General features: G+C 73.7%; 21 protein-coding genes and 1 pseudogene. 14 read left to right on the forward strand and 8 right to left on the reverse strand.

The genetic code is table 11. The features are described 5' to 3' along the window. The first annotated feature begins 205 nt into the window (after nucleotides 1-205). Nucleotides 206-2920: a SpoIIE family protein phosphatase gene (locus ACLF5H_RS00880; RefSeq protein ID WP_421674134.1), complete on the forward strand. Its 2715-nt coding sequence runs from the start codon at nucleotides 206-208 to the stop codon at nucleotides 2918-2920. A gap of 29 nt (nucleotides 2921-2949) precedes the next feature. Here the strand turns inward: ACLF5H_RS00880 and ACLF5H_RS00885 are convergent, their stop codons facing one another. Then, the gene (locus ACLF5H_RS00885) at nucleotides 2950-3462 is read right to left on the reverse strand and encodes a GNAT family N-acetyltransferase (protein ID WP_421674135.1); all 513 of its coding nucleotides are present in this window, start codon (nucleotides 3460-3462) and stop codon (nucleotides 2950-2952) included. A 134-nt stretch (nucleotides 3463-3596) separates the two neighbouring features. Here ACLF5H_RS00885 and ACLF5H_RS00890 point away from each other — a divergent pair. The 3 genes and pseudogenes from ACLF5H_RS00890 to ACLF5H_RS00900 all read left to right on the forward strand — a co-directional run bounded on the left by ACLF5H_RS00890 (nucleotide 3597) and on the right by ACLF5H_RS00900 (nucleotide 5563). Next, nucleotides 3597-4836: pseudogene (locus ACLF5H_RS00890) on the forward strand (DNA-3-methyladenine glycosylase 2 family protein). Next, nucleotides 4833-5324 (forward strand): methylated-DNA--[protein]-cysteine S-methyltransferase, encoded by a 492-nt coding sequence (locus ACLF5H_RS00895; RefSeq protein ID WP_421674136.1) that lies wholly within the window; start codon nucleotides 4833-4835, stop codon nucleotides 5322-5324. Before ACLF5H_RS00890 ends, ACLF5H_RS00895 begins: the two are co-directional and overlap by 4 nt. A 41-nt stretch (nucleotides 5325-5365) precedes the next feature. Next, nucleotides 5366-5563, forward strand: coding sequence for a hypothetical protein (locus ACLF5H_RS00900; protein ID WP_421674137.1), 198 nt, complete (start codon nucleotides 5366-5368; stop codon nucleotides 5561-5563). Nucleotides 5564-5575: 12 nt separating this feature from the next. On the opposite strand, the gene ACLF5H_RS00905 is transcribed toward ACLF5H_RS00900, so the two are convergent. Further along, nucleotides 5576-6193, reverse strand: a complete 618-nt coding sequence (locus tag ACLF5H_RS00905; RefSeq protein ID WP_421674138.1) for a TetR/AcrR family transcriptional regulator — start codon at nucleotides 6191-6193, stop codon at nucleotides 5576-5578. A gap of 98 nt (nucleotides 6194-6291) precedes the next feature. On the opposite strand from ACLF5H_RS00905, the gene ACLF5H_RS00910 reads away from it, so the two are divergent. After that, on the forward strand, nucleotides 6292-7275 hold the full coding sequence (locus ACLF5H_RS00910) for an alpha/beta fold hydrolase (protein WP_421674139.1): 984 nt from the start codon (nucleotides 6292-6294) through the stop codon (nucleotides 7273-7275). On the opposite strand, the gene ACLF5H_RS00915 is transcribed toward ACLF5H_RS00910, so the two are convergent. Continuing rightward, nucleotides 7244-7621 carry a PPOX class F420-dependent oxidoreductase gene (locus ACLF5H_RS00915; protein ID WP_421674140.1) on the reverse strand — a complete coding sequence of 126 codons (378 nt, stop codon included), beginning with the start codon at nucleotides 7619-7621 and terminating at the stop codon, nucleotides 7244-7246. The two genes, ACLF5H_RS00910 and ACLF5H_RS00915, sit on opposite strands and share 32 nt — an antisense overlap. A gap of 197 nt (nucleotides 7622-7818) precedes the next feature. Between ACLF5H_RS00915 and ACLF5H_RS00920 the strand changes: the two genes are divergently transcribed. After that, nucleotides 7819-9042 (forward strand): SGNH/GDSL hydrolase family protein, encoded by a 1224-nt coding sequence (locus ACLF5H_RS00920; RefSeq protein ID WP_421674141.1) that lies wholly within the window; start codon nucleotides 7819-7821, stop codon nucleotides 9040-9042. On the opposite strand, the gene ACLF5H_RS00925 is transcribed toward ACLF5H_RS00920, so the two are convergent. Then, nucleotides 9020-10009, reverse strand: a complete 990-nt coding sequence (locus tag ACLF5H_RS00925) for a helix-turn-helix transcriptional regulator (RefSeq protein WP_421674142.1) — start codon at nucleotides 10007-10009, stop codon at nucleotides 9020-9022. The genes ACLF5H_RS00920 and ACLF5H_RS00925 overlap by 23 nt on opposite strands. A gap of 433 nt (nucleotides 10010-10442) precedes the next feature. Next, nucleotides 10443-10607 (reverse strand): hypothetical protein, encoded by a 165-nt coding sequence (locus ACLF5H_RS00930; protein WP_421674143.1) that lies wholly within the window; start codon nucleotides 10605-10607, stop codon nucleotides 10443-10445. A 1492-nt stretch (nucleotides 10608-12099) separates the two neighbouring features. Here ACLF5H_RS00930 and ACLF5H_RS00935 point away from each other — a divergent pair. From ACLF5H_RS00935 to ACLF5H_RS00945, 3 genes are all read left to right on the forward strand, one after another. Then, entirely contained in the window at nucleotides 12100-13092 is a 993-nt protein-coding gene (locus tag ACLF5H_RS00935; RefSeq protein ID WP_421674144.1) for a protein phosphatase 2C domain-containing protein, read from the forward strand. A 105-nt stretch (nucleotides 13093-13197) separates the two neighbouring features. After that, entirely contained in the window at nucleotides 13198-14940 is a 1743-nt protein-coding gene (locus ACLF5H_RS00940) for a pyruvate dehydrogenase (RefSeq protein WP_421674145.1), read from the forward strand. A 579-nt stretch (nucleotides 14941-15519) separates the two neighbouring features. Next, nucleotides 15520-15912 (forward strand): ATP-binding protein, encoded by a 393-nt coding sequence (locus ACLF5H_RS00945; protein ID WP_421674220.1) that lies wholly within the window; start codon nucleotides 15520-15522, stop codon nucleotides 15910-15912. A 96-nt stretch (nucleotides 15913-16008) separates the two neighbouring features. On the opposite strand, the gene ACLF5H_RS00950 is transcribed toward ACLF5H_RS00945, so the two are convergent. Then, nucleotides 16009-17076 (reverse strand): DUF2637 domain-containing protein, encoded by a 1068-nt coding sequence (locus ACLF5H_RS00950; RefSeq protein WP_421674146.1) that lies wholly within the window; start codon nucleotides 17074-17076, stop codon nucleotides 16009-16011. Nucleotides 17077-17506: 430 nt separating this feature from the next. Between ACLF5H_RS00950 and ACLF5H_RS00955 the strand changes: the two genes are divergently transcribed. Then, a complete protein-coding gene (locus tag ACLF5H_RS00955; protein WP_421674147.1) occupies nucleotides 17507-18220 on the forward strand; it encodes a GntR family transcriptional regulator in 714 nt (237 codons plus the stop codon). Between the two features lie 27 nt (nucleotides 18221-18247). Here the strand turns inward: ACLF5H_RS00955 and ACLF5H_RS00960 are convergent, their stop codons facing one another. Together ACLF5H_RS00960 and ACLF5H_RS00965 are read right to left on the reverse strand one after the other, a co-directional pair. Continuing rightward, nucleotides 18248-19015 (reverse strand): hypothetical protein, encoded by a 768-nt coding sequence (locus ACLF5H_RS00960; RefSeq protein ID WP_421674148.1) that lies wholly within the window; start codon nucleotides 19013-19015, stop codon nucleotides 18248-18250. Nucleotides 19016-19180: 165 nt separating this feature from the next. Then, complete coding sequence (locus ACLF5H_RS00965; protein ID WP_421674149.1) at nucleotides 19181-20863, reverse strand: PucR family transcriptional regulator; 1683 nt, start codon at nucleotides 20861-20863, stop codon at nucleotides 19181-19183. A gap of 295 nt (nucleotides 20864-21158) precedes the next feature. On the opposite strand from ACLF5H_RS00965, the gene ACLF5H_RS00970 reads away from it, so the two are divergent. The 4 genes from ACLF5H_RS00970 (at nucleotide 21159) to ACLF5H_RS00985 (ending at nucleotide 26688) form a co-directional block, all read left to right on the forward strand. Beyond that, nucleotides 21159-22049 carry an FAD binding domain-containing protein gene (locus ACLF5H_RS00970; protein ID WP_421674150.1) on the forward strand — a complete coding sequence of 297 codons (891 nt, stop codon included), beginning with the start codon at nucleotides 21159-21161 and terminating at the stop codon, nucleotides 22047-22049. Continuing rightward, nucleotides 22049-22621, forward strand: coding sequence for a (2Fe-2S)-binding protein (locus tag ACLF5H_RS00975; RefSeq protein WP_421674151.1), 573 nt, complete (start codon nucleotides 22049-22051; stop codon nucleotides 22619-22621). Before ACLF5H_RS00970 ends, ACLF5H_RS00975 begins: the two co-directional genes overlap by 1 nt. Nucleotide 22622: 1 nt before the next feature. Further along, on the forward strand, nucleotides 22623-25010 hold the full coding sequence (locus ACLF5H_RS00980; protein WP_421674152.1) for a xanthine dehydrogenase family protein molybdopterin-binding subunit: 2388 nt from the start codon (nucleotides 22623-22625) through the stop codon (nucleotides 25008-25010). Nucleotides 25011-25230: 220 nt separating this feature from the next. After that, nucleotides 25231-26688: an NCS2 family permease gene (locus tag ACLF5H_RS00985; protein WP_421674153.1), complete on the forward strand. Its 1458-nt coding sequence runs from the start codon at nucleotides 25231-25233 to the stop codon at nucleotides 26686-26688. Nucleotides 26689-26699: the final 11 nt, after the last annotated feature.

A 26699-nucleotide genomic window follows, 5' to 3' on the forward strand; every position in this document is an offset into this window, starting at 1 on the left:
CGCGACTCGACCGGGATCGGGCGGGGGTCCCGGCAGGTCGCGGTGTGTCCCCCTCCTCGGTGAATGCTAGAAATGCATCATGAAGAGGCGTTTCGGCCTGTTTTCGGGGTGGGACGCTTCCGCCCCGGTCGGAGCGTCCCCCGCTGCCGCCGACTCCGGTCGGTTCAGGTGGCTGCCGCCCGGTGCCCGGAGCGTCGCCGGACAGATGTTCGTGCTCCAGCTGATCATCCTGCTGCTGTTCGGCGTGGCGGCCGGCACCGTCCTGGTGGTCCAGGCCAGGCAGGCCGGTGTGAACGAGGCGCGGCAGCGCACCTTCGCCGCCGCCGCCGGTTTCGCGCACGCCCCCGGCACGCTGGCCGCGATGCGCTCCCCGGACCCCTCCGCCCTGCTGCAGCCCCGCGCCGAGCAGGTCCGTAAGGAGACCGGCATCGACTACCTCGTGGCGTTCAACCCGGCCGGGATCCGCTGGACCCACCCCGACACCCACCTCATCGGCCGGCACGTCATCGGCAACTACGCGCAGCCGCTGCACGGACACCCACGCACCTACACGCTGTCCACCCCCATCGGCGTGGCCGTGGAGTCCACCGTGCCCGTCCTGGGCGACCACGCCAAGGTCGTCGGACTGGTCACCGCCGGTATCACCGTGCGCAACATCCACCAGCAGGTCGTCCGGCAGCTGCCCCTGCTGCTCGTGGCCGGCGGCGGCGCGCTGCTGCTGGCGACGGCCGGCATCGCCCTGGTCAACCGGCGGCTGCGGCGGCAGACCCGGGGCCTGGAACCGGCCGAGCTGCGCCGGATGTACGACCATCACGACGCCGTGCTGCACGCCGCCCGCGAGGGCGTCCTCATCGTCGGCGCCGACGGCACCCTGCTGCTCAGCAACGACGAGGCCCGGCGCCTGCTCGGCCTCCCCGAGGACGCGGAGGGCCGCCAGCTCACCGCTCTCGGGCTCGCGCCGTCCCTCGCCACACTGCTGTCCAGCATCCGCCCGGTCACGGACGAGGTGTGCGAGGCCGGCGACCGGCTGCTCGCGGTGAGCGTCCGCCCGACCGCGCCGCACGGCTGCCGCCCCTCCAGCATCGTCACCCTGCGCGACACCACCGAGCTGCGCGCCGTCGCCGGGCGCGCCGCCGTCGCCCAGCGGCGGCTGCGGCTGCTGTACGACGCCATGAGCAGCATCGGCACCACCCTCGACGTGGAGCGCACGGCCGAGGAGCTGACCCGGTTCACCGTGCCCCGGTTCGCCGACTACGCCTGTGTGGACCTGCTCGACTCGGTCCTGCGCGGCGGTGAGCCCGAGGGCACGATGATGCGCCGTACGGCTCTGTCGGCCATCGACTCCGATCACCCGCTGTACCCCGTCGGCACCCTCGTGGACTTCGCCTCCCAGACCCCGCAGGCCATCGGCCTGGGCACCGGCACCCCGGTCCTGGAGCCCGATCTGCGCAAGGACGGCGGCTGGGAGCAGAACGACCCCGACAACGCGCACCGCATCCTCGCCCACGGCATCCGCTCGATGCTGGTGGTGCCGGTGCGCGCCCGGGGCGTCCTGATGGGCGTGGCGAGCTTCTGGCGCACCGCGGACGCCGAGCCGTTCGAGGAGGAGGACCAGGCGGTCGCCGAGGAACTGGTGGCCCGGGCCGCGGTCGCCATCGACAACGCCCGCCGCTACACCCGCGAGCACACCACCGCCGTCACCCTCCAGCGCAGCCTGCTGCCGCGCGGCGTCCCCGACCAGTCCGCGCTGGAGGTGGCCTACCGCTATCTGCCCGCGCAGGCCGGGGTGGGCGGCGACTGGTTCGACGTCATCCCGCTGCCGGGCGCCCGGGTGGCCCTGGTCGTCGGCGATGTCGTGGGGCACGGGCTGCACGCGGCGGCCACCATGGGCCGGCTGCGCACCGCCGTCACCAACTTCTCCGCCCTCGACCTCAGCCCCGACGAACTCCTCGTCCATCTGGACGAACTGGTCAGCCGCATCGACAGCGACGAGCGGGGCGACGCCCAGGGCGCGGGGGAGTTCGACGGGCTGCTGCGGGACGGCCGGGTCGCGCGCGACGGCATCGCGAACGTCACCGGCGCCAGCTGTCTGTACGCGCTCTACGACCCGGTCGCCGGGCGCGTCACCATCGCGCGGGCCGGACATCCCGGCCCCGCGCTCATCCTGCCCGACGGCACCGCCACCTACCCCGATGTGCCGGTCTCCCCGCCGCTCGGCCTCGGCGACGGCATGCCGGTCGAGACGCTGGAGCTGGAGCTGCCGGAGGGCTCGTACCTGGTGCTGTACACCGACGGGCTGCTGGAGGACCGGCAGCGGGACATCGGCGCGGGCCTCGACCTGCTGCGCGACACCCTGGCGGACTCGGCGGGACACGGCCCCGAGGCGCTGTGCACGGCCGTCCTGGACGCGGTGCTGCCCGCCCGCCCGATCGACGACGTCGCCCTGCTGGTGGCCCGCACCAGGCTGCTGGGCCCCGAGCACGTCGCCGAGTGGGAGGTGCCCCGCGATCCGGCGGCCGTGGGCCCGGTCCGCGCCGAGTGCGCCGCCACGCTGGAGGCCTGGGGCCTCGGGGACGTCGGCTACACCGCCGAGCTGATCCTCAGCGAGCTGATCACCAACGCGGTCCGCTACGGCTCCCCGCCCATCCGCGTCCGCCTCCTCCACGACCGGGGCCTGATCTGCGAGGTCGCCGACGGCAGCAGCACCGCCCCGCACCCGCGCCGGGCGGCCGCCACCGACGAGGGCGGCCGGGGGCTGTTCCTCGTCGCCCAGCTGGCCTCCCGCTGGGGCACCCGCTACACCGCCCGCGGCAAGGTGATCTGGGCCGAGCTGTCCCCCCAGGAGGACGGTCCGGCACCGGCGGCGGACCCGGCAGGGGACAGCACGGACGACATCCTGGACCAGTGGGAGAGCATCTAGCACTCCCTGCCGTGCGGGGCCGGGCGCGGTCAGATGCCGAACGCGGCGGCGTAGTGGACGGTGCCGCCGGGGAGCGGGTGGCCGGGGTGGAGACTGAGTGCCATCAGGGCGTCGTCCGGGACCTCGACGGTCAGGCCGATGCCGTGGGCCGAGGCACGGGTGAACCCGAACCGGGGGTAGTAGCCCGGATGCCCGAGGACGACCACATGGTGTTCGCCCCGTGCCCGCGCCGCCGCCAGAGCCGCGTGGATCACCGCGCCGCCCGCGCCGGTCCGCTGCCGCTCCGGCCGGACCGCGCAGGGGGCCAGGGCCAGGGCCGGGGTGGTGCCGATGTGGCATCGGGTGAGCAGCGCGTGCCCCACCGGGCGGTCGGCCTCGTCCACCGAGACGAGGGAGAGGCCCGCGATCCAGGCGGCCGGATCGGCGCGCAGGGCGTCGACGAGGTCGGCCTCGGCGGGGGTGGGGAAGGCGGTGAGGTTGATGTCGCGGATGGCGGGGATGTCGGCGCCGGTCTCGGCGCGCGCGACCCAGATGTTGCCCATGAGGTCGAATGTCCGTTCAGGGAGATGTCCGTGTGGCTCCTGAGCGCACCCGGCCCCGGCCATCGTAACGGGCCGACTGCGTGTCCGTTTTCCGCCAGCCGGGGCTCGGGCGGCGGGCCACACTGGAACCTGTGATGGACGAGGACAGCAGGTACGAGGCGGTGCGCAGCCGGGACGGACGGTTCGACGGGGCGTTCTTCTTCGCCGTCGAGACGACCGGGATCTACTGCCGCCCCAGCTGCCCCGCGGTGACCCCCAAACGGCGCAATGTGCGGTTCTATCCGACGGCCGCCGCGGCGCAGCGCTCCGGATTCCGGGCCTGCCGGCGCTGCCGGCCGGACGCGGTGCCCGGCTCGGCGGAGTGGAATGCGCGCGCGGACGTCGTCGGCCGGGCCGTGCGGCTGATCGCCGACGGCGTGGTGGACCGCGAGGGCGTCGCCGGGCTCGCCACGCGGCTCGGCTACAGCGCCCGGCAGGTGCAGCGGCAGCTCACCACCGAGCTGGGCGCGGGACCGGTGGCGCTGGCCCGCGCGCAGCGGGCGCACACCGCGCGGGTCCTGCTCCAGACCACCGAGCTGCCGGCCACCGAGATCGCGTTCGCGGCCGGGTTCGCCAGCGTGCGGCAGTTCAACGACACGGTCCGCGAGGTGTACGCGGCCACCCCGACGCAGGTGCGCACGGCCGCCCCGCGCGGCGCCGCCCGCCGGGCCGCCGACGGCACCGGCATCCACGACGCTCTTCCGATCTCGGGCGCCGCGCGCGGGCACCGGCGTGCGCCCGGGCGGCTGGCTGGAGGCGCGGCTGCACCTCACCGACCCCCGGGACCTCACCACCGCCGTGCAGCGGCTGCGCCGGCTGTTCGACCTGGACGCCGACCCGTACGCGATCGACGAGCGCCTGAGCGCCGACCCCCGCCTCGCCCCCCTGGTCGAGGCGCGCCCCGGACTGCGCGTCCCCGGCGCCGTCGACCCCCTGGAGGCGGCCGCCCGCGCGCTGCTGGGCCCGGCCGGGTGCGGGCGCCTGGCCGAGGCGTACGGCAAGACCCTGGACGCCCCGGACGGCACCCTCACCCGCCTCTTTCCCCAACCGGCGGCGCTCGCGCGGGCGGAAGGGGTGCCCGCACCGCTCTCCGCGCTCGCCGCCGCCCTCGCCGACGGCACCCTCCGCCTGGATCCCGGCGCCGACCGGGACGACGCCCAGCGGGAGTTGCTCGCGCTGCCGGGGATGGACGCGGCCACCGCCGCGCTGATCCGGGTCCGCGCGCTCGGCGACCCCGATGTGGCCCCGCCCGGCGCGCAGGCGCCCGAAGCCTGGCGCCCCTGGCGCACATATGCCTTCCAACACCTCTACACGGCAGGAGAGTTGCCCAGATGACCGCCGGAAGCTTCACCCATCTCGACACGCCCCTCGGCCGGCTGCTGCTCACCGCCGACCAGGACGGGGCGCTCACCTCGCTGCACTGCGCGCGGGACGTCCCCGCGGGACTGCGGGAGGATCCGGAGCCGTTCGCCGCCGCGCGCGAGCAGCTCGACGCCTATTTCGCCGGTGAACTCCGGGAGTTCCGGCTGCCGTTGCGGGCCCCGGGCACCGAGTTCCGCCGACGGGTCTGGGCCGCCCTGGACGAGGTGCCGTACGGCAGCGTGCTCACCTACGGCGAGTTGGCCGCCCGTATCGGAGCACCCCGCGCCGCCGTCCGCGCGGTCGGCGGCGCTCTCGGCGCCAACCCCCTGCTGATGGTGCGCCCCTGCCATCGCGTCATCGGCGCCGACGGCTCCCTGACCGGCTACGCGGGCGGCCTGGACCGCAAGGTCCGACTGCTCACCCTGGAAGGCGCGTTGAGGGGGCAGGTGGCCGTACGCTGATCGAGCCGCGGTTCGCCTGCTGCGGTCGGAGGGATGTGGACATGGACGGCCTCGTGGTGGTGCTCTTCTTCGGCCTCTTCCTGTCGGCGCCCCTGTGGATGACCTGGGGCGCCGGAAAGGTCTCCGCGATGCGCGCGAGGTCCGGGCCCGGTGGCGGTGCCGAGCTGCTGGTGGTCGTCCTCGCCGTGGTCCTGCTCTTCGCGGTGGCCGCCGGGCTCGCGCTGATCTCAGGGGTGTGACCTCGAAGGACGTCAGCCGGATCCGTCCGTCGGCCGGAAGATGCGGTCCAGGTGGTACGCCAGCACCTCCGCGGCCGAGGCCGCGCTGCGCTGGCCGACCAGGACGCTCGTGCCGAGGCCGGCGGACAGGGCCAGCAGGCCGGCCGCGGCCGGGGCGGGATCCGTGCCGGGGAGCAACTGGCCCGCGTCGGCCGCCCGTCGGAGGAGCGCGGTGACGGTCGCCTCCGCCGCGTCGGGGTCCTTGATGAAGGGCTGCGCGGCGAGCGCCTCGTCGGTCACCGAGAGCACGGCGTAGGCGGTGTAGAGGTGGTGGAACGTACGGCTCTGCGCGTCCACCGGCAGCGCGGCCGCCAGCAGCGCCTCGATCACCGCCCGCGGCCCCGGATCGGACCCGGCCGCGGCGATCCGCGCGCTCACCCGCTCCCCGAACCCGGCCGCCAGCTGTCGCAGTCCGAAGAGCAGCAGCTTCTCCTTGGACTCGAAGTAGTACTGCACCAGCCGCAGCGACACTCCCGCCTCCGCGGCCACGTCGCGCATCCCTACCGCGTGCAGCCCGAGCCGCCCCGCGGCCCGTACCAGCGCCTCCGCGATCTCGGCCCGCCGTTCGCCGTGGTCCACGCGCCTGGGCATCGTCCGCCCTCCTCCGCTCCCGCACTCCGGTCGCCTTGATGGTACAGCCGTACCATCAATATGGTACGTTCGTATCACGAAAATCGACTGCCCCGGAGGTGGCCGTGTCCAAGCCCGCAACCGCCCCCCGTCCCCCGGCCGACATCGGCCGTTACGTCAGCGACGCCTGGCGCGAGCGCCACTTCGCCGCCTGCGACGCGCTCTACGCGCTGGGCGCGCCCGCGTCCTTCGAGGAGGACGTGGAGACGTCCTTCGGCACCACGCACGTCTACCGGTACGACCCCCCGGCCGCCCCCGGCGGCGGCGCCGACCCCGCCGCCCGGGACCGCATACCCGTCGTCCTGGTGCACGGCGCCGGCAGCTGCTCGGCGATGTGGTACCCGAACACCGCCGACCTCAGCGCCGAGCGGACCGTCTACGCCGTCGACACCCCCGGCGACCCCGGCCGCAGCGTGCCGCGCGCCGCCCTCCACGAGCCCGAGCACGCCGCCCGGTGGCTGGACGAGACCCTCGCCGGGCTCGGCCTCGACCGGGGGCACCTGGTCGGCAGCTCCTACGGCGGCTGGCTCGCCCTCAACCAGGCGCACCGGCGGCCCGATCGGCTCGCCTCGGTGACCCTGCTCGACCCGGGCGGCCTGGAGAAGGTCGGACTGCGCTTTTTCGCCTGGATCTTCGTCAGCCTCTTCGCCACCTTCGCGCCCAAGGCGCTGCGGCCCCGCCTCGCGTCCTGGCTGGAGCAGCCGGTCCTCGTCGTGCCCGAGCTGCGCCGGATGACCCACACCGGGGTGCGCGCCTACCGCATCCGACGGCCCGCGCCGAAGCCGCTCACCGACGCCGAACTGGCCACCGTCCGCACGCCGTTGTACCTGCTGCTGGGTCGGCGCAGCCTGCTCGTGCACCCCAGCCGGCAGGTCGAGCGCGTCCCCCGGCTCGTCCCCGGGGCCCGCGCCGAGATCATCGCGGACACCGGTCACGGCCCCCAGATCGACCACGCGGCGGCGACCGACCGGGCGATGCTGGACTTCATGGCCGACGCCGAACGGGGCAGGGTCACGGCGCGGGCTCCTCAAGGCCCCAGCTGAGCACCCGCTCCGGATGGATCCGGATCACCTCTTCGCTGAGCTGCGGCCCCAACGCGTGCGGACCGACGAGGAGTTCGGCCCTGCCCCGGATGTCGACACCGCGCACCCGCCAGGGGTCGACGCTCACGATGTCGTCCACGACGAGCGCGATCCTCGGGTTCTCCCGCAGATTGCGCCACTTCTTGCTGGCGCCCATCGCGTAGCCGCCGATCAGGATCGTGCCGTCGTCCTGGAGGCGGTAGCCGACGGGGTTCGCCTGCGGCTGGCCGTGCGGATCGACGGTGGCCATCCGGCCGAGGCGCTGGGAGCGCAGATATGACAGTTCCGCCGCGCTGAATCCGGTCATGCCACCAGCGAAGCACCCCCGGCCGCCCCCCGCATCGGCTGAACGTCCTAGGTCTCGCGTCCCGCACCCGCCGCCCCGGGTGCCGCGCCCCGTCGTCCATTGGGCCGACCGGGTGGAATCGCCGCCGACTTACGGCGATGCGGGCCGCCGCTGTGGCACGGTCACCTCCGGCGGAACACGGGGAAGGGCGGGCGCGCATGGGCAAGGTGAAACGGGTCCTCACGGTCCTGCTGCTGGCGCTGGCCCTGCCGGGCACCCGGGCCACCGTCGGCGTCGCCGCCGCACCCGGTGCCGTCCACACCGCACCGCGCTGGACCGGCAGTTGGGAGACCGCGCCGTCCGGGACCACCGCCGCGCGGCCCGGCGCGGCCATCCGCGACGTCGTCCGGCTCAGCGTCGGCGGCACCGCCGTACGGATCCGGCTCAGCAACCGGCTCGGCACCGCGCCGCTGCGCCTCGGGGCGGTCACCGTGGCGCTGCGCCGGGCGCAGGGACCGGACGCCGTACCCGGTACCCTGCACGCCGTCACCTTCGGCGGCGCGCGCACCACGACCGTCGCGGCGGGCCGGGACATCGTCAGCGACCGGGTGCCGCTGACCGTGCCGGACGCCGCCGACCTGCTCGTCACCGTGTACACCCCCGAGGATGACGGCCGCGCCACCTACCACGCGAGCGCCCTCCAGACCAGCTATCTGGCCCCCGAGGGCGCGGGCCATGCCGATGACACGAGCGGGTCGTCGTACAAGAAGACCATCAAGTCCTGGTACTACGTGACCGGCGTCGATGTCCTCGGCCGTGCCACCGGCAGCGTCGTGGCCTTCGGCGACTCCCTCACCGACGGCACCGGCTCCACCCCCGACACCGACCACCGCTGGCCCGACCGGCTCGCCGCCCGGCTGCGCGACCACGGGCTCGGCGTCCTCAACGCCGGGATCAGCGGCAACCGGCTGCTGCGCGACGGCACCGGACCCAGCGCCCTGACCCGCCTCGACGCGGACGCCCTCGACCGGGCCGGGGCGCGGATCCTCGTCGTCTTCGAGGGCATCAACGACATCAAGGGCCTGCCCCCGGCGAACGACCCCGCCGCCTACGCCGACGCCTACCGCACCCTCGTCTCCCGCGCCCACGCCCGCGGCATCCGGGTCGTCGGCGTCACCCTCACCCCGTTCCGCGGCTACGCCGCCTACACGGACGGCCGCGAGGACGTACGGCAGCGGGTCAACGCCTTCATCCGCACCGGCGGCGCCTTCGACGCGGTCGCCGACGCCGACGCGATCGTCCGCGACCCCGCCGAGCCGACCCGGATCCGCCCGGCGTACGACCCCGGCGACCATCTGCACTTCACCGACGCGGGAATGGCGGCGGTGGCGGAGACGGTCCGGGCGGCGCTCGGCCGGATCAGTCAGGGCGGCCACGGGTGACCCAGCCGCGCTCATAGGCGTGCCAGCCGAGCTGCAGCCGGGTGGTCACCCCGGCCAGCTCCATCAGCCGCTTCACCCGGCGCTGCACGGTACGCAGGCCCAGAGCCAGCTGCTTGGCCACGCTTGCGTCGGTCAGCCCGGCCAGCAGCAGCGACAGCACCTCAAGATCGGTGGCGTCCGGGCCGTCCGGCACCTCCTCCGCCGCGCCCTCCGTGTTCAGCCGCAGCGGCAGCGCCTCCCGCCACACCGACTCGAACAGCCCGGCCAGCAGCTCCAGCAACCCGCTGGCGTGCACCACGAGCGCGGCCGGCTCCGCGCTGTGCGAGGTCAGCGGCACCATCGCGAGCGAGCGGTCGGCCACCACCAGCTTCGTCGGCACCCGGTCCGCCATCCGCACCCGCTCGCCCCGGCCGAGCGCCTCCGTCAACCCGCCGAGCGCCTGCGGCAGATCGAGCACCGCACGCTCCACCACCACCCGGTAGCGCACCCCGCGCCCGGCCGCCTGCTCCTCCGCCTCGTTCTCCGGCGCGGTCACCGCCACCGGCGCCCCGGTCACCAGCGCGCACACCTCCTCGGCGGCGCCCAACTGCAGCTGGAGGAAGCGCTGCGCGACCGCCGAGGCCCCGGTCACCACCTCCACCAGGTCGTGCACCGCGGGCTCGGCCGCCGCCGCCCGGTACTCCCGCGCGAGCAGCGCCGCGGCCAGCTCCGCCCGCTCCAGCTCGTGCCGCTGCCGGGTGAGCAGCGCGCCCAGCGCCACCGCGGGCGGCGCCGCCACCCAGCGGCCGGACCGCGCCGAGGAACGGGCCGCGAGCCCCTGCCGCTCCAGCCCCTGCAACGCGCGCTCGGTGTCCTGCACCCCGAGCGTCAACCGCCGTGCCAGATCGGCCACATCGGCCGCGCCCACCGCGACCAGCGCCCGGTACGCCGCCTCGTGTCTGTCGTCCAGACCTATCGCCGTCAGCATCGCCCGCCGTCCCTCCCCTGAGTACGCCCCGAGCGCGTACAAGCCACCTGAACGCGCGGCATCCCGTGCGACGGCCGTCCGAGAACGGCCGTCACGGCGGGCCGTGGCTGGCGGGAACCGGCCACGGCGTAAACCCGCCGCCGCCATCATCGTCGTATCACAGGTGCGTCTGCCAAGGTGGGGCTCGGTACGGCGGCCATCGGTACGCCGTGATCCGGCCACCCGGCGGGTGGCCGACACCGTCCGGTCCGCGAGGACCGAGCACGCCGTCGGGCGGTCCCCCCGTGGGGGGTGGGACCGTCCGGCGGCCGTTCACCTTTTCGCGGCCGGAATTTCCCGAAGCCCCGTTTTCCCCGCGCCCGCGTGGTGACAATCAGGGCATGAGCCAGCAGCGGGGAAGGCCCACCGCCCGTCCCGAGGACGACTGGTGGGGTCAGCTGTACGACGACGCCACCGGGGACACGGGCCCGACGACCGCGCCCGACTCCCTGGACGACCGCTTCACCTCGGCCCGCAACACGGTGCGCGAGAGACCGCCCCAGGCCGACGCCCCGCCGCCGCCGCCCGACGTCTCGACCACGAGCACCGTCCCGTCCACTGACGCGGCTCCAACTGCTCTCAGGGGAGCGTCTGATGCCGTAGCCCCGGTGGATGACCCCTCTCGGGGCGGCGCCTCGGGTCCGCGTGATGCTCCGGCTCCGTCCGATGCTCGGCGACTGCCGGAGGGTTCGGCTTCGGCGGATGTCCCGTCCCGGGGCGGTGCTTCGGGGCCGGGTGATGTTTCGGCTCCGTCGGATGTCCGGCGGCCGTGGGAGGGTTCGGTCTCGGCGTCGGATGTCCCGTCTTGGGGCGGCGCTTCGGGGGCGGGTGATGATCCGGTCCTGTCCGATGACGCGGCTCCGGCGGATGTTCGGCGACTGCCGGAGGGTTCGGCTTCGGCGAACGTCCCGTCCCGGGGTGGTGCTTCGGGGCCGGGTGATGTTTCGGCTCCGTCGGATGACGCGGACCTGTCCGGTGCGTGGCGACCGTCTGATCTCGCGGCTTCGGCGGATCTCCCGTCCCGGGCCGACGCTCCGGGCGGGCCCGGTGTTCCGGTGGCGTCCGATGGGGCGCCCTCAGTCGGCGTTCGGGGGCCGTCCGACGTGGTGGCGCCGGTCGATGGTTCGTCCTGGGGTGATGTGCCGGGCCCGGCGTCCGGCGCTCCGGAGCCGTCCGGTGGCGCGGCTCCCACGGGCGTCAGGAGACCGACTGATGCCGTGTCGCCGGCCGATGCCCCGCCGTGGGGCGACGTCCCGGGTTCGCCCGACGCCCCTGCCCCGGCCGATGCGACGGCCCCAACCGACGTACCGGGACGGCCCGTTGCTCCAGACCTCAGCGACTTTCCCGCTCCGTCCGTCGCCCCGGGCTCCGCCGATCTCTCCGCTCCGTCCGTCGCCTCGGGCCCCACCGACTTCCCTGCTCCGCCCGGCACTCCGGGCCCCACCGACTTCCCTGCTCCGCCCAGCACCTCGGGTCCCGTCGACTTCCCTGCTCCGTCCGTTGCCTCGGACCTCACCGACTTCCCCGCTCCGCCCGGCACCCGGGGCCCCGCCGATCCCCCCGCCCCACCCAACACCCCGGCCCCCACCGATCTCGGTACCCCGCCCGCCGCCCCGGCCCCCGCCGATCTCTCCACTCCGCCCGGCCCCCCGGACCCCACTGACCACTTCGCTCCGCCCGGCACCCCGGCCCCCACCGATCTCTCCACTCCGCCCGGCCCCCCGGACCCCACTGACCGCTTCGCTCCGCCCCGCACCCCGGGTCCCGCCGATCCCCCCGCCCCACCCAACACCCCGGCCCCCACCGATCTCGGTACCCCGCCCGCCGCCCCGGCCCCCACCGACCTCCCCGCCCCGCCCGCTGCCCCGGCCCCCACCGACCTCCCCGCCCCGCCCGCTGCCCCGGCCCCCGCCAACCTCCCCGCCCCGCCCGGCGCCCCACGTCCCCCCGATTTCCCCGCCTCGCCGGATATCGGAGGTTCTCCCGGCCTACCCACCCGGCACGGCCTCCCCACCCAGTCGGTCCGGTCCGAGGGTCCGGGTCGGGGTGCGGTGGACGAGTCCCCGGGTGTGGTTCCCGAGCCCGCGTCGGCGCTCGACTTCTTGGGGTCTGGGCCGCCCACCTACGACCCCGAGCCCACCGCCCTGCCCGAGGCCGAGCCGGAGGAGCTGGGGGAGCTGGTGGCGGACACCGTCCTGGACGGGGCCCGGTACGGGACATGGACCCTGCGGTCGGTGTCGCTGCGCGGGGACTCGGCGCGCTACCGGGGCGAGCCGCGCCGCGACGCGCTGCTGACCGCCCGGTTCGGCACCGGCGAACACGCGCTGGTGCTCGTCGCGATGGCCACCGGCGCCCGGGCCACCCCCGGGGCGCACCTCGCGGCGGCCGAGGCGTGCCGCTGGATCGGCCGGGCGGTGGGACGCAGCCACCAGCGGCTCGCCGAGGACATCCGGGCGACCCGGCGCGCCGATCTGAAGGCGGGCCTGCACCGGCTCACCGACCGGGGCCTCGGCCGGCTCCGCGCGAGCGCCGTCGAACGGGGCGCACGGCCCGAGGAGTACACGGCCGCCCTGCGCTGCCTGCTGCTGCCCGCCGACCCGCACTGCCGTACCCGCGTCTTCTTCGGCGTCGGCGACGGCGGCCTCTTCCAGCTGCGGGACGGCATCTGGCGGGACATCGAACCGCGCGCCGCGGAACACGCGCCGCCCAGGACCCCCGGGCCCGCCGAGGAGGACGACGACCGGCTCACCCTCGACCTCGGCGTCCCGCAGGGCCCGTACGAACAGCTGCCCGAGCCGCCGCCCCCGCCCGCCCGCGCCCCCTTCCGCTTCCAGGTCTCGCTAGCCCGCCCGGGTGATGCGCTGCTGATGTGCACACCGGGCCTCGCGGAGCCGCTGCGCGGTGAGCCCGCCCTGAGCGCCTATCTGTCCCGCCGCTGGTCCGGCCGCCGCGCGCCCGGCCTCGCCGCGTTCCTCGCCGACGCCCGGGTGCGGGTCAAGGGCTACGCCGACGACCGTACGGCCGCGGCCCTGTGGGAGGCGTAACCGGCCCCCGTGTGCCTCCATGGAACCGGGGCACCACGCACGGATCCGGGACGGGTCCGGGACCACCCGCGGATCCCGGACCCCGGAAGGGGCAGACGAGAGAACATGGCCAAGCAGAACGTAGCCGAACAGTTCGTCGACATCCTCGTCCGCGCCGGCGTGCGCCGCCTCTACGGCGTCGTCGGCGACAGCCTGAACCCGATCGTGGACGCCGTCCGCCGCCACTCCCACATCGACTGGGTGCATGTCCGCCATGAGGAGACCGCCGCCTTCGCGGCCGGTGCCGAGGCCCAGATCACCGGGAAGCTGGCCGCCTGCGCCGGCTCCTGCGGCCCCGGCAACCTGCACCTCATCAACGGCCTGTACGACGCCCACCGCTCCATGGCCCCGGTGCTCGCCCTCGCCTCCCACATCCCCTCCAGCGAGATCGGCCTCGGCTTCTTCCAGGAGACCCATCCCGACCGGCTCTTCCAGGAGTGCAGCCACTACAGCGAGCTGATCTCCAGCGCCAAGCAGATGCCCCGGCTGCTCCAGACCGCCATCCAGCACGCGGTCGGCCAGAGCGGCGTCAGCGTGGTCTCGCTGCCCGGCGACATCGCCGCCGAACCCGCCCCGGAGAAGGCCGCGCAGAGCGCGCTGGTCACCTCCCGGCCCACCGTCCGCCCCGGCGACGCCGAGATCGACGCCCTCGTGGAGATGATCGACCAGGCGGGCAAGGTCACGCTGTTCTGCGGCAGCGGCACCGCGGGGGCGCACGCGGAGGTCATGGAGTTCGCCGAGAAGGTCAAGTCCCCGGTGGGACACGCCCTGCGCGGCAAGGAGTTCATCCAGTACGACAACAAGTTCGACGTCGGTATGAGCGGACTGCTCGGTTACGGCGCCGCCTACGAGGCCACCCATGAGTGCGACCTGCTGATCATGCTCGGCACCGACTTCCCGTACAACGCCTTCCTGCCCGACGACGTGCGGATCGCCCAGGTCGACGTGCGGCCCGAGGTGCTCGGCCGGCGCTCCCGGCTCGACCTCGCCGTCTGGGGCGATGTGCGCGAGACGCTGCGCTGCCTCATCCCGCGGATCAAGGAGAAGACCAGCCGCCGCTTCCTGGACCGGATGCTGAAGAAGCACGCCGACGCGCTGGAGGGCGTGGTCAAGGCGTACACCAGGAAGGTCGACCGGCACGTCCCGATCCATCCCGAGTACGTGGCCGCCGTACTGGACGAAGTCGCCGCCGACGACGCGGTGTTCACCGTGGACACCGGCATGTGCAATGTCTGGGCGGCGCGCTACATCTCGCCCAACGGCCGCCGCCGGATCATCGGTTCGTTCTCGCACGGCTCGATGGCCAACGCGCTGCCCATGGCGATCGGCGCGCAGTTCACCGACCGGCGCCGGCAGGTGGTGTCGATGTCGGGCGACGGTGGATTCGCCATGCTGATGGGCGACTTCCTGACGCTGGTGCAGCACGATCTTCCGGTCAAGGTGGTGCTGTTCAACAACTCCTCCCTCGGCATGGTCGAGTTGGAGATGATGGTCTCCGGACTGCCCGCGTACGGCACCGCCAACGCCAACCCGGACTTCGCCGCCGTGGCCCGCGCCTGCGGGGCGTACGGGGTGCGGGTGGAGAAGCCCAAGCAGCTCGCCGGCGCGCTCAAGGACGCGTTCCGGCACAAGGGACCGGCCCTGGTGGACATCGTCACCGACCCCAACGCCCTGTCCATCCCGCCGAAGATCAGCGCCGAGATGGTCACCGGGTTCGCGCTGTCCGCCTCCAAGATCGTGCTGGACGGCGGGGTCGGCCGCATGGTCCAGATGGCCCGCTCCAACCTGCGCAACGTGCCCCGCCCCTGACACCACCCGGACCGGGGAGCGGATTTCGGCCAGTTTCACGGCCCGTGACGGTCCGCCGACCGACTGTGCCGGACGCGGCGGTGCGGCCGTCACGGGGCGTCAGCGGCGTCAGAGGGCCGCCCGGAAGGCCGTCCTCAGGTTCCCGCGGCCGCCCCGCCCCCGGGTGCGGCGGGCCCCGGGGATGGCCGAACCGCCGGTCATCGCTCCGGTGCCAGGACTGGCCGTTGGTCCACTGGGCAAGCATCCCCCGTGAACGTGTTCGACCAGGAGGGGCAGGGTTCGAGCGGCGTGCGGGCGGGGGCCATGAAGAGGCAGGCACGAGGGGGCGGTCCCGTGACCACCGGGACCCCCTCCGCGGAACCGGGGGACGGTACGGGGGAGACCCCGGGGGAAGTCCCGGGCGGCGCCCGGGAGACGGTGGGCACGGCGGCGACCGCGGGGGAGCCGGGGCGCGCGCAGACCACCGGTGAGCTCCGGTCCGTACGGGCCACCGGGGAGCCACCGGGGCGTCTGGTGCGCCTTCCCGCCGACGATTCCTTATGGGAGGGGCGGGAGCGGCGCGGCGGGCGCGGCCGGGTCGTGGAGCCGCCGCAGCGGCTGTGGCGCAGGCTCGGGCGGGCGGATCTGCGCTCCGTGCCCGAGGCCCGCAGGGAGCTGCGCGAGCTGCTGCGGGACTGGGGCAAACCCGGACGCTCGGAGATCGCCGAGCTGCTCACCAGCGAACTGGTCACCAACGCGCTCGTGCACACCGACGACGACGCCGTCCTCACCGCGGTCGTGGTGCCCGGCGGACTCCGGGTGGAGGTACGGGACTTCGTGCCCCGAAGACCCAAGGTGCGCACCCCGGACCCGGACGACGACACCCATGGCCGGGGCATGGTCCTGGTGGAGTCCCTCGCGGACGCCTGGGGCGTACGGCCGCACGGGGTCGGCAAGTCGGTGTGGTTCGAACTGGGTGCCGAGGCGGCGTGAGGGGCGTGAGCGGCGACGGCCGGGGGCCGGGCACGGACATGGGCCGGGGGTGCGACCCGTACGATCGCACCCCCGGCCCATGAAGTCCGGTCCCACCTAGCCGAACTGCTGCTCCATCTCCTTGAGCTTGCGCTCCAGGGAGTCCAGTCGGGGCAGGGCCATGGTGTCGTCCTCGGCGGTGAGGTCGACGGTCACCGGCTCGGACCCTTTGGCCAGGGACTCAGACCCTTTGCGGACCGGCTGGAGGGAGGGACGGGAGGGCACCGGCAGCTGTTCCGCGGTCGCTATGGCAGGCTCCGCGGTGGTGGCGCCCGAGGAGCCGCGCTCCACCGCCTGCACCTCGACCTGCCGGCCGCCGACCCGGTTCACGAAGCGGCCGTGGCCCCGGCTGATGGCCTTGAGCTGGGCGCGCTCCATCCGCTGCTGCTCGCGCCTGCGCTGGCGCGACTGCTCCTTCTGCCGGTTGTCCTCGCGGACCTCCTCGACCGCCTCGTCCAGGCTGCGCACGCCCTCCAGGAGCATCAGCGACCACGCCCGGTAGGTCTCGCGGGGGGCGCGCAGCCAGCGCACGATGCGGATCTGCGGCAGCGGGCGCGGCACCAGGCCCTGCTCGCGCAGCGCGGCGCGGCGGGTCTGCTTCAGCGCGCGGTCGAACAGGACGGCCGCCGACAGGGACATGCCGGAGAAGAACTGCGGGGCGCCCGCGTGGTCGACGCCGCGCGGCGCGTGCACCCAGTTGAACCAGGCCGCGGCCGCGGCGAACATCCATACGAGGATGCGCGAGCCGAGGGCCGCGTCACCGTGGCTCGCCTCGCGCACCGCGAGGACGGAGCAGAACATGGCCGCGCCGTCGAGGCCGAACGGCACCAGGTACTGCCAGCCGTCGGTCAGGCCCAGGTTCTGCTCGCCGAAGCCGACGAGGCCGTGGAAGGACAGCGCGGCCGCCACCGCCGCACAGCAGAACAGCAGCACGTAGGAGGCGGTGCCGTAGATGGCCTCCTTGCGCCGGCGGCGCTCCTCGCTGCGCTCCCAGGAGTCGTCCGCACTCGCGTTCTCCCCGGAGGAGCGCTTTCCGCGCGCGAGCACCGCTACCGCCGCCACCATGCCCAGGAGCAGTACGGCGCCCGGAAGCAGCCAGTTCAGCGATATGTCGGTCAGTCTCATCAGGGGTCCCTTGCATTGGGATAGGGCGTAACGCCCGCCATATTGACCCACTCCGGGCGGCCCTCAGGGGGTTTCGCGGCAAGAGGCCGCCAAGAGGGTGCGAGGGGATGCCCGGGGACGGCGATCTGCTCGAACTGCCGCATGAGGGGCGGGAGTTGAGTTCGAATAAGACTACCCGTACGGATGGTTCAACGGAAAGTTCCTGCGAGCGGTGAGGAAGTGGTGAATCACCTGTCCGTACGCGGCGGCCCGATTCGAGTTGATCTTAGTGGACCGCGAGGGCCCGATCGCCCCCCGAACGCCCCTTGATCGCCTTCGGTCGACCTCGATCGAGTTTGACGTACCGCTCGGTACGTCTAGGGTGCTTGACGAACAACCGACAACCCGTCGTTAATGACCCCAAGTACCGACAAGCCGCCAGGAGGACCCCGTGAGGCAGGGCGTGCAGGGCTCCGCGGCGGCGTACACGCACAGTGAGGGACTGGTTCCGGGCCCGCGCAGGCCCGAGGGCGAGCGGCCCGTGATCCAGCGGGCCTCGGTGCGCGGGCAGATCCTGGAGGCGCTGCGCACGGCACTGGTCGCGGGCGAGCTGAAGCCGGGCGAGGTGTACTCGGCGCCGGTGCTCGGGGACCGCTTCGGGGTCTCGGCGACGCCCGTGCGCGAGGCGATGCAGCAGCTGGCCCTGGAGGGCGCCGTCGAGGTGGTCCCCAACCGCGGGTTCCGGGTCGTCGAGCGGGGCGCGCGGGAGCTGGCCGAGCTGGCGGAGGTGCGGGAGCTGCTGGAGGTCCCAGTGATGCTGCGGCTGGCCCGTACGGTCCCGGCCGCGCGCTGGGCCGAGCTGCGGCCGCTCGCGCAGGACACGGTCCGGGCGGCGGCGTCCGGCTGCCCCGCGACGTACGCCGAGTCCGACCGCGCCTTCCACCGCGCGATGCTGGCCTTCTCCGGCAATGACGAACTGGTCCGCATCGCCTGCGACCTCCACCGCCGCGCCCAGTGGCCCCTGGTCGGGGGCCCCGTCCGGCACGCCCGCGCGGACCTCGTCGCGGACGCGGCGGAACATGTCTCGCTGCTGGAGGCGCTGGTGGTCCGGGACCTCGAGGTGGTACGGGAACTGGTGGCGGAGCACTTCGCGGGCGCGGCCTGAGCACCCCGCGCCCCGCACGCCCCCCGCTCACGCCGTGGCAGGCCCCGCCGCCGGGGGCGCGAGCTGCGCCGCCAGCCAGGTCGGCACGCCCCCCAGGAGGCGGAACAGCCGCCGCGCCTCGTCCCGCAGCCGGGTCGCCGCCGGTTCGTCCTCCGTGTCGGCCAGGGACACCAGCGCGGGCGCCGTACCCACGAGGTAGCCCAGTTCCTCCCGGATCCGCAGGGACTCGGCGAACCCGTGCCGCGCCTCCGCCAACTCCCCGTCCCGCAGGGCGAGTCCGGCGAGATGGCGCCAGGTGAACGACAGCAGCAGCGGATCGGCGTGCGCGGTCGCGCCCGCGTGCGCCCGGCGGTACGCGGCGCGCGCCGCCTGCGGGGAGCGGGACAGGTTCTCCGCGAGCAGCCCCCGCCGGAAGTCCAGCAGCGCCCGCCCCGCCGCCCCCGGCGGGATCAGCGCCGCCGCCCGCCCGAGCGCGGCCCGCGCCTCGTCCACCCGGTCCCGGATGCCGTGCAGCGTCGCGGCGTACGCGAGCTGCCCGCGCTCGCAGGCGGCGGCGCCCCGCTCCTCGTCGGTGTGCGCGAGCGCCTCCGCCGTACGCAGCGCGTCCTCCGCGTCCGCCCAGCCGCCCTCCGTGTACAGGCAGCGCTCCACGAGCAGCAGCGCCCGTTGCAGCGCCGCGCCCGGCGTGTCCGGTGGCAGCAGGGCCGCGGCGTCGGCCCAGCAGGCCCGCGAGCGCAACCGCCATACCGCGGTCTGGAGAGGATCGTCACCGGCGGTCGTTCCGTTCCCAGACATGGCGGTATACGCCACGTTGACCTCCCCAGGCACGCCATCGGGCTGTTGAGTGGTGGCGGCATTCCAGCATCGATCGCCACGCCTGGCCAAGGGGGTGGGTGAAAGATTTCACAAAGTCGTGGGGGCGGGGCGCGGACCCGGTTCGTCCGCTTCGCCCCGTCCGGCTCAGCTCATCCGCAGTGCCAGGAAGAAATCGAGCTTGTCCTCCAGGCGCGACAGGTCCCGTCCCGTCAACTGCTCGATCCGCCCGACGCGGTAGCGCAGCGTGTTGACGTGCAGGTGCAGCCGGGTGGCGCAGCGGGTCCAGGAGCCGTCGCAGTCGAGGAACGCCTCCAGGGTCGGTATCAGCTCCGCGCGGTGCCGGCGGTCGTAGTCCGTCAGCGGGTCGAGCAGCCGGGCCGTGAAGGCGCGGCGCACATCGTCCGGCACGAACGGGAGCAGCAGCACATGGCTGGCCAGCTCCTGGTGCCCGGCCGCGCAGACCCGCCCCGGCCGGGCCGCCGCCACCCGGCGGGCGTGCCGCGCCTCCTCCAGGGCGCCGCGCAGGCCCTCCGCGGAGTGCACGGCCGCGCTGACGCCGAGCGTGAGCCGCCCGTCGCCGTCCAGGCCCGCCGACAGCGGCTCACGCACCACCTGGAGCAGCGCGTCGGCGAGCAGCCCGGTCTCCGCGCCCTCCCGGTCCGCGGCGACGGCCGGTACGGCGGGCAGCGGCACCAGCGCCACCGCCTCGTCCCCGGTGTGCGCCACGGCGATCCGGTCGGCGGGCTCGGGGCCGGTCGCCGACGGGTCGACCAGCACCTCCTCCAGCAGCGACTGGGCCACCGGGCCGCCCTCGATCTCCTCGCCGTCCCACTCCACCCGGGCCACCACGACCTGCCAGTGCGGGGCCGCGCCGAGACCGGGCAGCAGCACCGGCGCGGCCACCCGCAGCCGGGCCGCGATCTCCGCGGGCGCGGCACCGGTCTGCACCAGCTCCAGGACCTCCTGGGCGAGCCGCCGCCGTACCGTACGGGCCGCCTCCCGGCGGTCGCGCTCCACGGCGATCAGCTGCGTGACGCCCTGGAGCAGATCCATCCGCTGCCCGTCCCAGTCGCTCGCGTCGGCCTCGACGGCCAGCAGCCAGTCCGACAGCACCGTCTCGCGCACATCGCGCGCGGCGCCCGGGGTACGTCCCGAGGAGCGGATCGGGAAGAGCGAGTACGTCGTACCGTCCAGCTGGACCCGGTGCGGGCCGCGGCGGCCGGTGCGGGTGGCGGCCAGCTGCTCGGCGGCCAGCCGGGCGCAGGTACCGGCGGGCAGCTCGGGGCCCGCCACCTTGGAACCGGCGATCAGCCGGCCGGTGGGGGAGAGCACCCAGGCGCGCAGGTCGAGATCGCTGCCGAGCAGGTCGAGCACCACATCGGGGCCGCCGCCCGCCGGGCCCGAGGTCATCATCCTGCGGTGCCGGTCCACCACGGCGGCCAGGTCCCCGGCGCGCTCGCCGGACACCTGTCGTACGACATGCTCGGTGACCGTCGCGAAGGCCACCGACTCGTCCACCGCGAGCAGCGGCAGCCGGTGCTTGGCGCAGGCCGCGATCAGGTCCTCCGGCACCCCGCCCAGCTCGGCGGTGCCCGCCGCGAGGGCCGCCACCTGGGCCTGCACCAGCAGGCGCACGAAGGGTTCGGAGTCCGCCTCGTCGCGCCGCCAGGCCAGGCCCGTCAGCACCAGCTCCCCGCCGGCGAGGTAGCGGCTCGGGTCCCGCAGGTCGGTCGTCATCACACCGCGCACCGAGCGGTCCAGCTCGTCCTCGCCGCCGAGCAGCAGCAGGCCCAGCGCGTCGGTGTCCAGCAGTGCGCGCAGCCGCATCTCAGTTGCCGCCGTTTCTGTGTCTCGAAACCTACGATGGATCTTCGGAGGGTGACGGGGGAGTGACCGTTTCCCCGGGAAAACGGAGAGGTTACCGATGTCCTCCGTTCATACGAATCTACAAGATGCTTCCCCTGGCCAGCGAACTCCTTCATGGTTTCAGTGACTGACCCTGTCGGAGTACCCGGCGGTGTACTGACTCCACTCCACGTCAACACGACAGGAACGAGCCGGGCCCGCCGCACACGGATTGGCTCAAATCCGCAGAACCACGAGACGAAGAAGAGAGCCGGTCATGGACTTCCTTCGCCCCGCCAGCTGGGAGGAGGCGCTCGCCGCGAAGGCCGAGCATCCCACCGCTGTGCCGATCGCGGGTGGCACCGATGTGATGGTCGAGATCAACTTCGACCACCGCAGGCCCGAGTACCTGCTCGACCTCAACCGCATCGGCGATCTCTACGAATGGGAGACCGGCGAGGACTCCGTGCGGCTGGGCGCCTCCGTGCCCTACAGCACGATCATGGAACAGCTCCGTGCCGAGTTGCCGGGCCTCGCGCTCGCCTCGCACACGGTCGCCTCCCCGCAGATCCGCAACCGCGGCGGCGTCGGCGGCAACCTCGGCACGGCCTCGCCCGCCGGTGACGCCCACCCCGCCCTCCTCGCCGCGGGCGCCGAGGTCGAGGTGGCGTCGGCGGCACGCGGCACCCGGATGATCCCGATCGACGACTTCTACACCGGCGTCAAGCGCAACGCGCTCCAGCCGGACGAGCTGATCCGCGCCGTCCATGTGAACAAGGCGGACGGCCCCCAGCAGTACTCCAAGGTGGGCACCCGCAACGCCATGGTCATCGCCGTGTGCGCCTTCGGCCTCGCCCTGCACCCGGGGACCCGTACCGTGCGCACCGGCATCGGCTCGGCCGCGCCCACACCGGTGCGCGCCAAGGCCGCCGAGGAGTTCCTGAACGCGGCGCTCGCGGAGGGCGGCTTCTGGGACAACGGGAAGATCATCACCCCCGCCGTCGCCAAGCAGTTCGCGGACCTGTGCGCCGCCGCCTGCAATCCGATCGACGACGTCCGGGGCACCGCGAGCTACCGCAGGCACGCGGTCGGCGTCATGGCCCGCCGGACCCTGACCTGGACCTGGGAGTCGTACCGCGGCACCCGCCACACCGAGGGAGCTGCGTGATGCGCGTCAACTTCACCGTCAACGGACGCCCGCAGGAGGCCGACGACGTCTGGGAGGGCGAGTCCCTGCTCTACGTGCTGCGCGAGCGGCTCGGCCTGCCCGGCTCCAAGAACGCCTGCGAACAGGGCGAGTGCGGCTCCTGCACGGTACGGCTCGACGGCGTGCCGGTGTGCTCCTGTCTGGTCGCGGCCGGACAGGCCGAGGGCCGGGACGTGGTGACCGTCGAGGGCCTCGCCGACCACGCCCGGCAGCGCGCCTGCGGCGGCTCGGACGGCGTCCCCCTGGACGCGGCCAAGGGCTGGGCGGCCAAGGGCGGCACCGACTCCCAGGCCGGTGAGGGCGTCGAACTCGCCCCGATCCAGCAGGCGTTCATCGACGCGGGCGCCGTCCAGTGCGGCTTCTGCACCCCGGGCCTGCTCGTCGCCTCCGACGAACTCCTGGAGCGCCACCCGAACCCGTCCGACGCCGACATCCGCGAGGCCCTGTCGGGCAACCTGTGCCGCTGCACGGGCTACGAGAAGATCATGGACGCGGTCCGGCTGGCCGCCGCCCGCCAGTCCGAGGGGGTCTGACATGCCGGCCAACGGAATTCCCACGAAGATCACCCAGGGCTCGGGCACCAAGGGCGGCATCGGCGAGTCCACCCTGCGCCCCGACGGCACCCTCAAGGTCACCGGCGAGTTCGCCTACTCCTCGGACATGTGGCACGAGGACATGCTGTGGGGCCAGATCCTGCGCTCCACCGTCGCGCACGCCGAGATCGTCTCCATCGACACCGCCGAGGCCCTCGCCCTGCCCGGCGTCTACGCCGTCATGACGTACGACGACCTGCCCACCGAGGTGAAGCACTACGGCCTGGAGATCCAGGACACCCCGGTCCTCGCGCACGGCAAGGTGCGCCACCACGGGGAGCCGGTCGCGATCGTCGCCGCCGACCACCCGGAGACCGCCCGGCGCGCCGCCGCCAAGATCAAGGTGGAGTATCGCGAACTCCCCGTGATCACCGACGAGATGTCGGCCCTCGGCCCCGACGCCGTCCTCGTCCACGAGCACCGCGACGACCACCACATCGGGCATGTCGACCACCCGAACATCGTGCACCGCCAGCCCATCGTGCGCGGCGACGCCGCCGCGGCCGCCGCCCGGGCCGATGTGATCGTCACGGGCGAGTACACCTTCGGCATGCAGGACCAGGCGTTCCTCGGCCCCGAGTCCGGGCTCGCGGTGCCCGAGGAGGACGGCGGCGTCCACCTCTACATCGCCACCCAGTGGCTGCACTCCGACCTGCGCCAGATCGCGCCCGTGCTCGGACTGCCCGAGCGCAAGGTGCGGATGACGCTGTCCGGCGTCGGCGGCGCGTTCGGCGGGCGCGAGGACCTGTCCATGCAGATCCACGCCTGTCTGCTGGCGCTGCGCACCGGCAAGCCCGTCAAGATCGTCTACAACCGCTTCGAGTCCTTCTTCGGACACGTCCACCGCCACCCGGCCAAGCTGTACTACGAGCACGGCGCCACCCGCGACGGCAAACTGACCCACGTCAGGTGCCGGATCGTCCTGGACGGCGGCGCCTACGCCTCCGCCTCCCCGGCCGTCGTCGGCAACGCCTCCTCGCTGAGCATCGGGCCGTACGTCGTGGATGACGTCGACATCGAGGCCATCGCCCTCTACACCAACAACCCGCCCTGCGGCGCGATGCGCGGCTTCGGCGCGGTCCAGGCGTGCTTCGCGTACGAGGCCCAGATGGACAAGCTGGCGAAGGAACTCGGCCTGGACCCCGTCGAGTTCAGGCAGCGCAACGCCATGGAGCAGGGCACGGTCATGCCCACCGGGCAGCCGGTCGACTCCCCGGCGCCGGTCGCCGAACTGCTGCGCCGCGTCAAGGCGATGCCGCTGCCGCCCGAGCGCCAGTGGGAGTCCAGCGAGGGCGCCGACGTACGGCAGCTGCCCGGCGGCCTGTCCAACACCACGCACGGCGAGGGCGTCGTACGGGGGATCGGCTACGCGGTCGGCATCAAGAACGTCGGCTTCTCCGAGGGGTTCGACGACTACTCCACCGCCAGGGTGCGCATGGAGGTGATCGCGGGCGAGCCCGTCGCCACCGTGCACACCGCGATGGCGGAGGTCGGCCAGGGCGGTGTCACCGTGCACGCCCAGATCGCCCGCAGCGAGCTCGGCGTCGCCCAGGTCACCATCCACCCCGCCGACACCCAGGTGGGCTCGGCGGGTTCGACCTCCGCCTCCCGGCAGACGTACGTCACCGGCGGCGCCGTCAAGAACGCCTGCGAGCTGGTCCGCGAACGGGTCCTGGACATCGGCCGGCGCAAGTTCGGCTCCTACCACCCCGCCTGGGCCACCGCCGAACTCCTGCTGGAGGGCGGCAAGGTCGTCACCGACGGCGGCGAGGTGCTCGCCGATCTGGTGGACGTCCTGGAGGACGAGGCGGTGGAGCTGGAGGAGGAGTGGCGGCACCGGCCGACCGAGGCCTTCGACCTGCGCACCGGGCAGGGCAACGGCCATGTCCAGTACTCCTTCGCCGCGCACCGCGCCGTGGTCGAGGTCGACACCGAACTCGGCCTCGTCAAGGTCATCGAACTGGCCTGCGCCCAGGACGTCGGCAAGGCGCTCAACCCGCTCTCCGTCGTCGGGCAGATCCAGGGCGGCACCACGCAGGGCCTGGGCGTCGCGGTGATGGAGGAGATCATCGTGGACCCGAAGACCGCGAAGGTCAGGAACCCCTCCTTCACGGACTACCTGATCCCGACCATCCTCGACACGCCGACCATCCCGGTCGACGTCCTCGAACTCGCCGACGAGCACGCCCCGTACGGGCTGCGCGGCATCGGCGAGGCCCCGACCCTGTCCTCCACCCCGGCCGTCCTCGCGGCGATCCGCAACGCGACCGGCCTGGAGCTGGACAGGACGCCGGTACGCCCGGAGCACCTGACGGGCACGGCCCGATAGCAGCCCCGCCGCCGCGGGCACGCGTGTCTCCTCAAGCCTCATGGGCCCGGGCGGCACGGCTGGTCGCGGCGGCGCCCCGGGCCGGGCAATCGCTCACCCCCGGCCCTCACCACCCACACGTGCCACACCGGGCCGTCCCCCGGGTTATGTGCACATCCCAAATCCCGTTCAGCTCAAAGGAGTTGACCGGGTGCCCCTGTGAACCTTGGGAGACGGCACCATGACCCAACCATCAGTGGAGCCCAGGACCACGGCCGAGGACGCCGGTGACGGCAGCCGCGTCCCGGCCGGCCGGTCCTGGCTCGACCGGTACTTCCACATATCCCGGAGAGGATCCACGGTCGCGCGTGAGGTGCGCGGCGGGCTCACCACCTTCATGGCGATGGCCTACATCCTCCTCCTCAACCCCCTGATCCTGTCCGGCAAGGACGTCCAGGGCGACACCCTCGGCCAGAAGGCCCTGATCACCGCGACCGCGTTCGCCGCGGCCCTCACCACCCTGCTGATGGGCTTCGTCGGCAAGGTGCCCCTCGCGCTCGCCGCCGGCCTCTCGGTCTCCGGGGTGCTGTCCGCGCAGGTCGTGCCCAACATGACCTGGCCGCAGGCGATGGGCATGTGCGTGCTCTACGGCGTCGTCATCATGCTGCTGGTCGTCACCGGCCTGCGCGAGATGATCATGAACGCGATCCCGCTCGCGCTCAAGCACGGCATCACCATGGGCATCGGCCTGTTCATCGCCCTCATCGGCTTCTACAAGTCCGGCTTCGTGCACCAGGGCAAGGGCACCCCGCTGAGCCTCGGTCCCGCGGGCCAGCTCACCGGCTGGCCGGTGCTGCTCTTCGCCGGGACCCTGCTGCTGATCTTCATGCTCCAGGCCCGCAACATCCCCGGCGCCATCCTCATCGGCATCGTCTCCGGCACGGTCGCCGCCGCCGTCCTCAACGGGCTCGGCGTCATCGACCCCCGCCAGTGGGCGTCCGGCGCGCCCGAACTGCACGGCGGCGCCGTCTCGATGCCGGACTTCTCGCTCTTCGGGCACATCGGCTTCGGCGGCTGGGACAAGGTCGGCGGGATGACCATCGCGGTGATCGTCTTCACCCTGGTGCTGGCCGGGTTCTTCGACGCGATGGCCACCATCATCGGCGTCGGCACGGAGGCCGGGCTTGCCGACGACAAGGGGCGGATGCCGGGCCTGTCCAAGGCGCTGTTCATCGACGGGGCGGGCGGTGCGATCGGCGGACTGACCGGCGGCTCCGGCCAGACGGTCTTCATCGAGTCGGCGACCGGCGTCGGCGAGGGCGCCCGCACGGGACTCGCCTCCGCGGTGACCGGACTGCTCTTCGCGGCCTGCCTGTTCTTCACCCCGGTGACCGCGATCGTCCCGCAGGAGGTGGCCTCCGCGGCGCTGGTGGTCATCGGCGCGATGATGCTGATGAACGCGCGGCACGTGGACTGGGGCGACCGGGCCACGGCGATCCCGGTCTTCCTGACCGTCGTCCTGATGCCGTTCACGTACACGATCACCACGGGGGTCGCGGCGGGAGTCATCTCCTACACGGCCATCAAGGTGGCGCAGGGCAGGGCGCGCGAGATCGGCGCGTTCATGTGGGGCCTGACGGTCATCTTCCTCGTGTACTTCGCGCTGCACCCCGTCGAGAGCTGGCTCGGCGTCCACTAGCGCCACGCCCT

Origin of the sequence: Streptomyces sp. LaBMicrA B280 (assembly GCF_049222185.1) — a bacterium.
Classification (GTDB): Bacteria; Actinomycetota; Actinomycetes; order Streptomycetales; family Streptomycetaceae; genus Streptomyces; species Streptomyces murinus.